This is a genomic window from Bradyrhizobium sp. (assembly GCF_036009065.1).
Lineage (GTDB): Bacteria > Pseudomonadota > Alphaproteobacteria > Rhizobiales > Xanthobacteraceae > Bradyrhizobium.
On sequence record NZ_DASYMN010000457.1, the window covers coordinates 1 to 8,872 of the forward strand.

An 8,872-nucleotide genomic window follows, 5' to 3' on the forward strand; every position below is an offset into this window, starting at 1 on the left:
TCGGCAATGGCGCCGGGCGTGCTCCGGAAAATCTTCGAATTCAATACCGGCAAGCAAAACAACTCGGTCGAATTTCCTCCGAACAATTGATCGTTCGGTCTGATCAGCGCCGCAACGCCGGCACCACGAGAAACGGGATCATCCCGAGCAGCACGCTGACCAGCGCGAACGCGATCAGCGGGTTATAGCTGTGGGTCAGATCGTGGATCAGACCGCCGCTCCATGAACCGAACGCCGAACCCAGGCCGCTGCCGATGGCAATGGCGCCGTAGATGGTGCCGACCTGTTTGCCGCGAAAGATCTTCATCGCGGTGGCCGTGAGCAGCGGACCGCGCGAGCCGATCATGCTGCCGAAGCACACGACAAAGCCGGTCAGCAGCCAGAGGTTCGGATACCACTGCAGCAGCCAGAGCATGACGATGCCGGCAATCGACAGCGCATAGCTGAACAGCACGGATGGCCGCCGGCCGATAATGCCGTCCAGCCAGCTGATGCCCAGCATGCCGAACAGCAGCACGACGCCACTGAAGCCCCAGGCGGTCGCCGCCTGCAGCGGCGGGAATCCGGCGTCGATCAGGTAGGCCACGACCTGGGCTGCGAGTGAATACATGCCGATGGCGGTGAAGAAGAAGGTGGCGAACAGCGCCCAGAACGCGTGATGCCGCATGGCGCTGAGCAGCGTCCAGCCTTCGTCGATGAAATCCGCCGCCGCGCTCCTGGCGACGGATGGCGACCCCGTCGAGAATAGCCTCCACGGCAGCAACAGCAGCGGCAGCATCAGGACCAGCGCCGTGCCGCCGAATATCTGGTAGGCGCCGCGCCAGCCGAAACGGTCGATAAATATCTGCGACAACGGCAGCAACACCAGCACGCCGGCCCCGGTCGCGGAATACACCACGGCCATGGCGGTCGGCAGCCGCGGACCAAACCAGCGGCCGAGCAGGATCGAGTTCGGGACGTTGCCAATGAAGGCGATGCCGAGGCCGACGCACAGCCCGAGGCTGACCTGAAACTGCCAGAGTTTTTGCGCGTAGGCGGCGGTCAAGAATGCGCTGCCCAGCAGGAGCAGCCCGAGCGAATAGACGATGCGGGGACCCGAACGGTCGAACAGCCGTCCCACCAAAGGCGACGCCAGCCCGCCGGCAAGTGCCGACAATGAATACACCGAGACGACTTGCGCGCGATCCCAGCCAAAGCTCTCGGAGATCGGCAGCAGAAACACCGTAAAACTTTCGCCGAGACCGCGGCCGACGACGGAGAGCGCGAAGCACAGCGCGAGCACGTTGAGCGCGGTACGAACCGGCGGTTTGGAGGCGAGGCGGGCGGAATTCTGGTCCATGAATGTGATGGAGCGCCTTTCCGCGGCAAAGAACAGTGGGCTTTGGCGAATACGCCTATGCAGGCCTGAGCAGGACGTGCTTCTTCTTCCCCATCGAAAGCTTGATCACGCCTTCCGGCGTAAGATGCGTTGGCGTCAGCGTCATCTTCTCGTCGGTGACGGCGGCATCGTTGACGCGAAGGCCGCCGCCCTTGATCTGCCGCCGCGCCTCGCCATTGGAGGCAACGAGGCCTGCCTTGACGAACAGCGCCAGCACGCCTGCGCCGGCTTCAAGCTCGGAACGGGAAATCTCCACTGTCGGCAGGTTCTCGGAGATCGCGCCTTCCTCAAAAGTTTGCCGCGACGTCTCGGACGCCTGCTTCGCCGCTTCGGCGCCATGCAGCAGTGTGGTCGCCGCGTCCGCGAGGGCTTTCTTGGCCTCGTTGATGTCAGCTCCTTTCAAGGCCCCCAGCCGCGCGATCTCGTCCATCGGCAGGATCGTGAACAGTTTGAGAAATTTCACGACATCAGCGTCTTCGACGTTTCGCCAGTATTGCCAGAAATCATAGGGACTGCATTGGTCCGCGTTGAGCCAGATCGCGCCTTGCGCGGTCTTGCCCATCTTGGCGCCCGACGCCGTCGTGAGCAAAGGCGTCGTCAGCGCGAACAATAGCGGCGTCCCCATGCGGCGGCCGAGGTCGACGCCATTGACGATGTTGCCCCACTGGTCCGAGCCGCCCATCTGCAGCCGGCAGCCCACCCGCCGCGACAATTCGACGAAATCGTAGGCCTGGCAGACCATGTAGTTGAACTCGATAAAACTCATCTCCTGCTCGCGTTCGAGGCGCAGGCGCACCGAGTCCATGGTCAGCATGCGGTTGACCGAGAAATGCCGGCCGACGTCGCGCAGCATCTCGATCCAGTTCAGTTTGGTCAGCCATTCGGCATTGTCGAGCATGACCGCATCGCTCGGCCCGGAGCCATAGCGCAGCACCTTGGCGAACACGCCGCGGATGCTCGCCTTGTTGGCTTCGATTTCCTCGAGGCTGCGCAGCGCGCGCGATTCGTCCTTGCCGGAGGGATCGCCGACCATGGTGGTGCCGCCGCCCATCAGCGTGATCGGCTTGTTGCCGCTCTGCTGCAGCCAATACAGCATCATCATGGTCAGGTAGTTGCCGATGTGCAGCGACGGCGCCGTGCAGTCGTAACCGACATAGGCGGTTGCCTCGCCTCGTGCGGCGAGCGCGTCGAGGCCCTCGAAATCGGAACATTGGTGGATGAAGCCGCGTTCCTGCAAAACATTCAGAAAATCGGATTTAAATGCAGTCATTTGTGTGCGACTCTGATCATTCTTATTTCACGCTATTTCTACTCAATTCGGCGGGGCCGCGGTTAGGGCTGCCGCGCTGCAGCGCCCTGTGGCATTATAAGATGTGCATGTTTGACACAAGTTGGACGTCAGCGCGGACGGTCCCGAAAGTGCCAATGCCATGATGATGACGGCGATCGGTCTGATGAGCGGCACCTCGCTCGACGGGGTCGATGTTGCCTTGCTCGAAACCGATGGCAAGCGGGTCAGCGCGTTCGGCCCATCAGGCTATCGGGCCTATACCGAAGGCGAGCGTGGCCTGCTGCGCCAGGCCCTGGCCGAGGCGGTGAACCTGTCGACGCGCGAGGCCCGGCCCGGAATCCTGCGCGAGGCCGAGCGCGCTGTGACGATTGCGCACGCCGAAGCTGTCGCAGCCTTCACCGCGCAACACCGCATCACCCGCGAAAACATCGATATCGTCGGTTTTCACGGCCAGACCGTGCTGCACCGGCCGGCGCAGAAAATGACGGTTCAGATTGGCGATGCGACGGCGCTGGCGCGCGCGATCCACATTCCGGTGATGCACGATTTTCGCGCGGCCGATGTCGCCGCCGGCGGGCAGGGCGCGCCGTTCGTCCCGGTCTATCATCGTGCGCTCGCCCAGTCGCTCGAGCGTGACGGGCCGCTGGTTGTGGTCAATATCGGCGGCGTTTCCAACATCACCTATATCGACGGCGCCGATACGCTGATTGCCTGCGATACCGGACCAGGCAACGCCCTGCTGGACGATTTCATGTTCCGCACGATGGGCCAGCCGTTCGATTGCGAGGGCCGCCTGGCGGCGCAGGGCGCCGTCGATGAAGCCTGGGTGGCTCGGGCGCTGCAACAGCCGTTCTTCGCGCTGCCGCCGCCCAAGTCGCTGGATCGCAACGATTTTGCGGCGCTGGAACTGCACGGCGTCGTTTCACCCGCCGATGGTGCGGCTACCCTGACGGCGTTCACGGTGGCGGCGATCGCCCGGATCGTTCCGCTGCTGCCCAATCCGCCGCGGAGCTGGATCGTCGCCGGCGGCGGCGCACGCAACCATACGATGCTCAGGATGCTGCGCGAGCGCCTCGCGCTGGCCACGGTCGAGGCCGCCGATGCGCTGGGCTGGTCCAGCGACGCCATCGAGGCGCAGGCCTTCGGTTTCCTCGCCGCCCGGGGCCTCAAGGGCCTGCCGCTCAGTTACCCCGCCACCACCGGTGTGCCGATGCCGATGACCGGCGGCATTATCGCGCGGCCCTGATCACCGCACATTGGCGAGGCGCATGTCGAGGTAGCCCGTCACCGATTCCATCAGCGGCTGCAGCTTGCCGTCGAAGAAATGGTTGGCGCCGGGAATGATCTGCTGGTCGATGACGATGCCCTTTTGCGTCTTCAGCTTTTCGACCAGCGTGTTGACGTCCTTCGGCGGCACCACGGCGTCCTTCTCGCCATGTACGATCAGGCCCGAGGACGGGCAGGGTGCCAGGAACGAGAAGTCGTAAAGGTTGGCGGGCGGCGCGATCGAGATGAAACCCTCGACCTCGGGCCGCCGCATCAGCAACTGCATGCCGATCCAGGCGCCGAACGAAAAACCCGCCACCCAGCACGCGCGGGCTTCCGGATTGATGGTCTGCGCCCAGTCCAGCGCGGATGCGGCATCGGAAAGCTCTCCGGTGCCATGATCGAACGAGCCCTGGCTGCGGCCGACGCCGCGGAAATTGAAGCGCAGCACGGAAAACCCGCGATGCACGAAGGCGTAATAGCACTGGTAGATGATCTGGTGGTTCATCGTGCCATGGAATTGCGGATGGGGATGCAGCACCATCGCGATCGGCGCGTTCTTCTGCTTTGCCGGATGATAGCGGCCTTCGAGACGGCCTGCGGGACCGGTGAAAATGACTTCGGGCATTGGTGGGTCCTTGGCAAATCGATCGGCCCGCGCCGGGTTCATCCGGCTCTCGGCAGATGAAACGCCGCGCTTTGGCGGGCCGGGTCGGGCGCCGTTGGGCTTCGATAGCAAACGGCGCTTGGTGAACTGGAGGCCGCGTTCTAACATGAGGCGTGGGGCAAAAAGCAAGCATCTTGAATGCCGTCATGCCGGCTTCGACAGTACAAGTTTCGTGAAGTTGTTATGCAGAACAGGGTCTATCTCGACTGGAATGCAACGACGCCGCTGCGCCCGGAAGCGCGCGAGGCGATGGCGGCGGCCTGGAATCTCAGCGGCAACCCGTCGTCGGTCCATGCCGAGGGGCGGGCGGCACGGAGACTGGTCGAGGATGCGCGGGCCGCCATTGCCGGCGCCGTGGGCGCCAACGTCCGCAATGTCGTTTTCACATCCGGCGGCACCGAGGCAAATTCGCTCGCACTGACGCCAGGGATCAGGCGAATTTCCGGCTTGCCAATCAACAGGTTGATTGTTGCTGCCATCGAGCACGCTTCGGTACTTACGGGCGGTCGATTTCCGCCGGAAGCGGTCGGGACCCTTCGCGTCGGCAAGTCAGGCGTTATCGACCTTAATCATCTGCGCGAAATGTTGGCCGATGGTCCGCCGGCGCTGGTGTCGGTAATGTCGGCCAACAACGAGACCGGGGCGCTGCAGCCGGTCGCCGAAGTTGCCGATATCGTCCATGGCGCAGGCGGTTTGCTGCATGTCGATGCGGTTCAGACGTTTGGAAAAATACCCCGCGATCTCAAAGAATTGAAGGCAGATCTTATATCTATTTCTGCGCACAAGATCGGCGGCCCGAAAGGCGTCGGGGCAGTCGTTCTCGCCGCGGATCTGAATGGCCTGGAGGGTTCGATCCGCGGTGGCGGGCAGGAGCTTGGGCGCCGCGCGGGGACCGAGAACGTCGCCGGCATTGCCGGCTTTGCGGCCGCTGCAAAAGCCGCGGTGGCGTCACTGGACGGCGACATGGACAGGGTCGACAAGCTGCGTAAACGGCTTGAGATCGGCTTGCGGCAGACCCGGGGCGTTTTTGTGTTCTCCGAAAAGACGCCGCGGCTGCCCAACACCACCCTGTTCACCGTTCCCGGCTTGAAGGCTGAGACCGCGGTGATCGGTTTTGACCTCGAAGGTATCGCGGTATCGTCGGGTTCCGCCTGCTCCTCAGGCAAGGTACAGCCATCCCATGTGCTGGAGGCCATGGGGTTCGGTCCGGAACTGGCAAAGGGAGCGGTGCGTCTCAGTCTGGGCTGGTCGACCACGGAAGCGGACATTGATTGCTGCCTGGAGGCTTGGCGAAAGCTCGCAAGTGCATTACTTAAAGGATACGATGAAACAGAGCTTGAACGGTTCTAAGCGTGTGTCGTCGCCTCGCTAACGTTGAGCTTTGCAGTTGATCCACCGCGGTCCTTGAAACCGCGAGCGGAGGGAAAGAAATGCCAGCCGTACAAGAGACGGTCGATCGCGTCAGGCGGGTCGACGTCGACCAGTATCGATATGGATTTGAGACGCTTATCGAGTCCGACAAGGCCCCGCGCGGGCTGTCGGAAGATACCGTCCGCTTCATCTCCGCAAAGAAGAACGAACCGGCCTGGATGCTGGAGTGGCGGCTGGAGGCGTATCGGCGCTGGCTGACCATGAAGGAGCCGGAGTGGGCGCGCGTCCATTATCCGAAGATCGACTACCAGGACCTCTATTACTACTCGGCGCCTAAAAAGAAGGAACTGGCCTCGCTCGACGAGGTCGATCCGGAGATTCTCAGGACCTACGAAAAACTCGGCATTCCCTTGCGCGAGCAGGAGATGCTGGCCGGCGTGGTGCGTCCCGAAGGCGAGCGGCGCATCGCCGTCGATGCCGTGTTCGATTCAGTCTCAGTGGCGACCACCTTCCAGAAGGAGTTGAAGCAGGCCGGCGTGATCTTCATGCCGATCTCGGAGGCGATCCGCGAGCATCCTGATCTGGTGAAGAAGTATCTCGGTACGGTGGTGCCGACCTCGGACAACTTTTTTGCGACGCTGAATTCGGCGGTGTTTTCCGACGGCTCGTTCGTCTATGTGCCGCCGGGCGTGCGCTGCCCGATGGAGCTGTCGACCTATTTCCGCATCAATGAGCGCAACACCGGGCAGTTCGAGCGCACGCTGATCATCGCCGACAAGGGCGCCTATGTGAGCTATCTCGAAGGCTGCACCGCGCCGCAGCGCGACGAGAACCAGCTGCACGCCGCCGTGGTCGAACTCGTCACCCATGACGATGCCGAAATTAAGTACTCAACGGTGCAGAACTGGTACCCCGGCAATACGGAAGGCAAGGGCGGCATCTACAACTTCGTCACCAAGCGCGGCGACTGCCGCGGCAACAATTCGAAGATTTCCTGGACCCAGGTCGAGACCGGCTCGGCGATCACCTGGAAATATCCGAGCTGCATCCTGCGCGGCGACAATTCGCGCGGCGAGTTTTACTCGATCGCGATCTCCAACGGCCACCAGCAGGTCGATTCCGGCACCAAGATGATTCATCTCGGCAAGAACACCACCAGCCGGATCATCTCCAAGGGCATCGCCGCCGGCGTGTCGCAAAACACCTATCGTGGCCTCGTCACCGCGCACCGCAAGGCCACCAATGCACGCAATTTCACCGCCTGCGATTCGCTTTTGATCGGCGATAAATGCGGCGCGCACACCGTGCCCTATATCGAAGCCAAGAATTCGTCGGCGCTGTTCGAGCACGAGGCCACCACCTCAAAGATTTCCGAGGACGTACTGTTTTACTGTGTGCAGCGCGGGCTGAGCCAGGAAGAAGCGGTGGGCCTTGTGGTCAACGGTTTCGTCAAGGACGTGCTGCAGCAACTGCCGATGGAATTCGCGGTCGAGGCGCAGAAGCTGATCTCGATCTCGCTGGAAGGAAGTGTGGGGTGATGATCGAGCCGGACAGCATCGTCCTGGAGCATCTTCGCGCGATCCGTGGCGATATGGGCAAGCTCGTGGGCGAGATGCAAACAATGCGAGCAGAGACGACGGCGATGCGGCAATTTATGGCTGGCATGATGACGATCCAAGAGCACGATCACGTCGATATTGCCGGAATCAAGAGCCGGCTCGACCACATCGAGAAACGATTGGAATTGGCGGATTAGATAACCCTTATCTTTCGAGGCCCGCGCAAAGAGCGCTCGCACCTCAGGATGAGGGGCCCCGAACAAGAAACGGAAGAACGTATGCCTTTACTCGAAGTCAAAAATCTGCAGGTCCGTGTCGAGGAGCGTGAGATTCTCCACGGGCTGTCGCTCACCGTGAACAAAGGCGAGGTGCACGCCATCATGGGGCCGAACGGCTCCGGCAAGTCGACGCTGTCTCATGTCATCGCCGGTAAGCCCGGCTATGAGGTTACCTCGGGCGAAATCCTGTTCGAGGGCGAAGACCTGCTGGCGATGCCGCCGGACGAGCGCGCCGCCAAGGGCGTCTTCCTCGCGTTCCAGTATCCGGTGGAAATCCCCGGCGTTGCCACCATGACGTTCCTGCGCACGGCGCTGAATGCGCAGCGCAAGGCGCGCGGCGAGAGCGAATTCTCGACGCCTGATTTCCTGAAGAAAGTGCGGCAGGTCGCTGCCTCCCTGAACATTCCGCAGGACATGCTGCGTCGCGGCGTCAATGTCGGCTTCTCCGGCGGCGAGAAGAAGCGCAACGAGATTTTGCAGATGGCGCTGTTCGAGCCGAGCCTGTGCATCCTGGACGAAATGGACTCCGGCCTCGATATCGACGCGCTGCGGGTCGCCGCCGATGGCGTCAATGCGCTGCGCTCGGCCCACCGCGCGATGGTGGTGATCACGCATTATCAGCGCCTGCTGAACTACATCGTGCCGGACTTCGTGCATGTGATGTCGAAGGGCCGCGTGGTGAAGAGCGGGGATAAGGAACTGGCGCTGGAGCTGGAAGCGAACGGCTACACGCAGTTCGAAGACGCAGCCTAATGCGGATGTTGCAATGAATTTGGCTCTGGCAAAAACCGAAACCGGCCGCGCGCTCGGCGAACTCTTCGCCGTCGCCCGCGCGCGGCTGCCTGGAGTAGGCAAGGTCGCCGACACGCGTCAGAAGGCTTTCGAGGCTTATGAGCGCGCCGGCCTGCCGCACCGCCGAATCGAGGACTGGAAATACACCGATTTGCGCGGGCTGATGCGCGAAGTGCTGCCGTTGGCGGCGGCGCCGGATGCGGCGGCGCTGACCCGCGCTGCCACGGCCCTAAAACTGCACGCCATCGACGGCGTGCGCAGGCTGGTGCT

8 protein-coding genes and 1 pseudogene are annotated in these 8,872 nt (G+C 62.5%); 6 read left to right on the forward strand and 3 right to left on the reverse strand.

Annotated features, from left to right (window positions below; translation table 11 throughout):
* Positions 1 to 103: 103 nt before the first annotated feature.
* The gene (locus VGP39_RS27505; RefSeq protein WP_327571251.1) at positions 104 to 1,339 is read right to left on the reverse strand and encodes an MFS transporter; all 1,236 of its coding nucleotides are present in this window, start codon (positions 1,337 to 1,339) and stop codon (positions 104 to 106) included.
* 55 nt (positions 1,340 to 1,394) lie between these two features.
* Positions 1,395 to 2,648 (reverse strand): tyrosine--tRNA ligase, encoded by a 1,254-nt coding sequence (gene tyrS / locus VGP39_RS27510; protein ID WP_327571252.1) that lies wholly within the window; start codon positions 2,646 to 2,648, stop codon positions 1,395 to 1,397.
* Positions 2,649 to 2,808: 160 nt separating this feature from the next.
* Between tyrS and VGP39_RS27515 the strand changes: the two genes are divergently transcribed.
* A complete protein-coding gene (locus VGP39_RS27515) occupies positions 2,809 to 3,915 on the forward strand; it encodes an anhydro-N-acetylmuramic acid kinase (RefSeq protein ID WP_327571258.1) in 1,107 nt (368 codons plus the stop codon).
* Here the strand turns inward: VGP39_RS27515 and VGP39_RS27520 are convergent, their stop codons facing one another.
* Positions 3,916 to 4,563, reverse strand: a complete 648-nt coding sequence (locus VGP39_RS27520) for an alpha/beta hydrolase (RefSeq protein WP_327571253.1) — start codon at positions 4,561 to 4,563, stop codon at positions 3,916 to 3,918.
* Positions 4,564 to 4,785: 222 nt separating this feature from the next.
* Here VGP39_RS27520 and VGP39_RS27525 point away from each other — a divergent pair, with 222 nt between their 5' ends.
* The 5 genes and pseudogenes from VGP39_RS27525 to VGP39_RS27545 all read left to right on the forward strand — a co-directional run.
* Positions 4,786 to 5,952: a cysteine desulfurase family protein gene (locus tag VGP39_RS27525; protein ID WP_327571254.1), complete on the forward strand. Its 1,167-nt coding sequence runs from the start codon at positions 4,786 to 4,788 to the stop codon at positions 5,950 to 5,952.
* Positions 5,953 to 6,032: 80 nt separating this feature from the next.
* Positions 6,033 to 7,511 (forward strand): Fe-S cluster assembly protein SufB, encoded by a 1,479-nt coding sequence (gene sufB / locus VGP39_RS27530; RefSeq protein WP_327571255.1) that lies wholly within the window; start codon positions 6,033 to 6,035, stop codon positions 7,509 to 7,511.
* Positions 7,511 to 7,729: a hypothetical protein gene (locus VGP39_RS27535; protein ID WP_327571256.1), complete on the forward strand. Its 219-nt coding sequence runs from the start codon at positions 7,511 to 7,513 to the stop codon at positions 7,727 to 7,729. The genes sufB and VGP39_RS27535 overlap by 1 nt, the downstream gene beginning before the upstream one ends.
* Before the next feature lie 81 nt (positions 7,730 to 7,810).
* Complete coding sequence (sufC, locus tag VGP39_RS27540; protein WP_327571257.1) at positions 7,811 to 8,563, forward strand: Fe-S cluster assembly ATPase SufC; 753 nt, start codon at positions 7,811 to 7,813, stop codon at positions 8,561 to 8,563.
* Positions 8,564 to 8,576: 13 nt separating this feature from the next.
* Positions 8,577 to 8,872 (forward strand): annotated as a pseudogene (locus tag VGP39_RS27545) (Fe-S cluster assembly protein SufD); the annotation flags it as partial.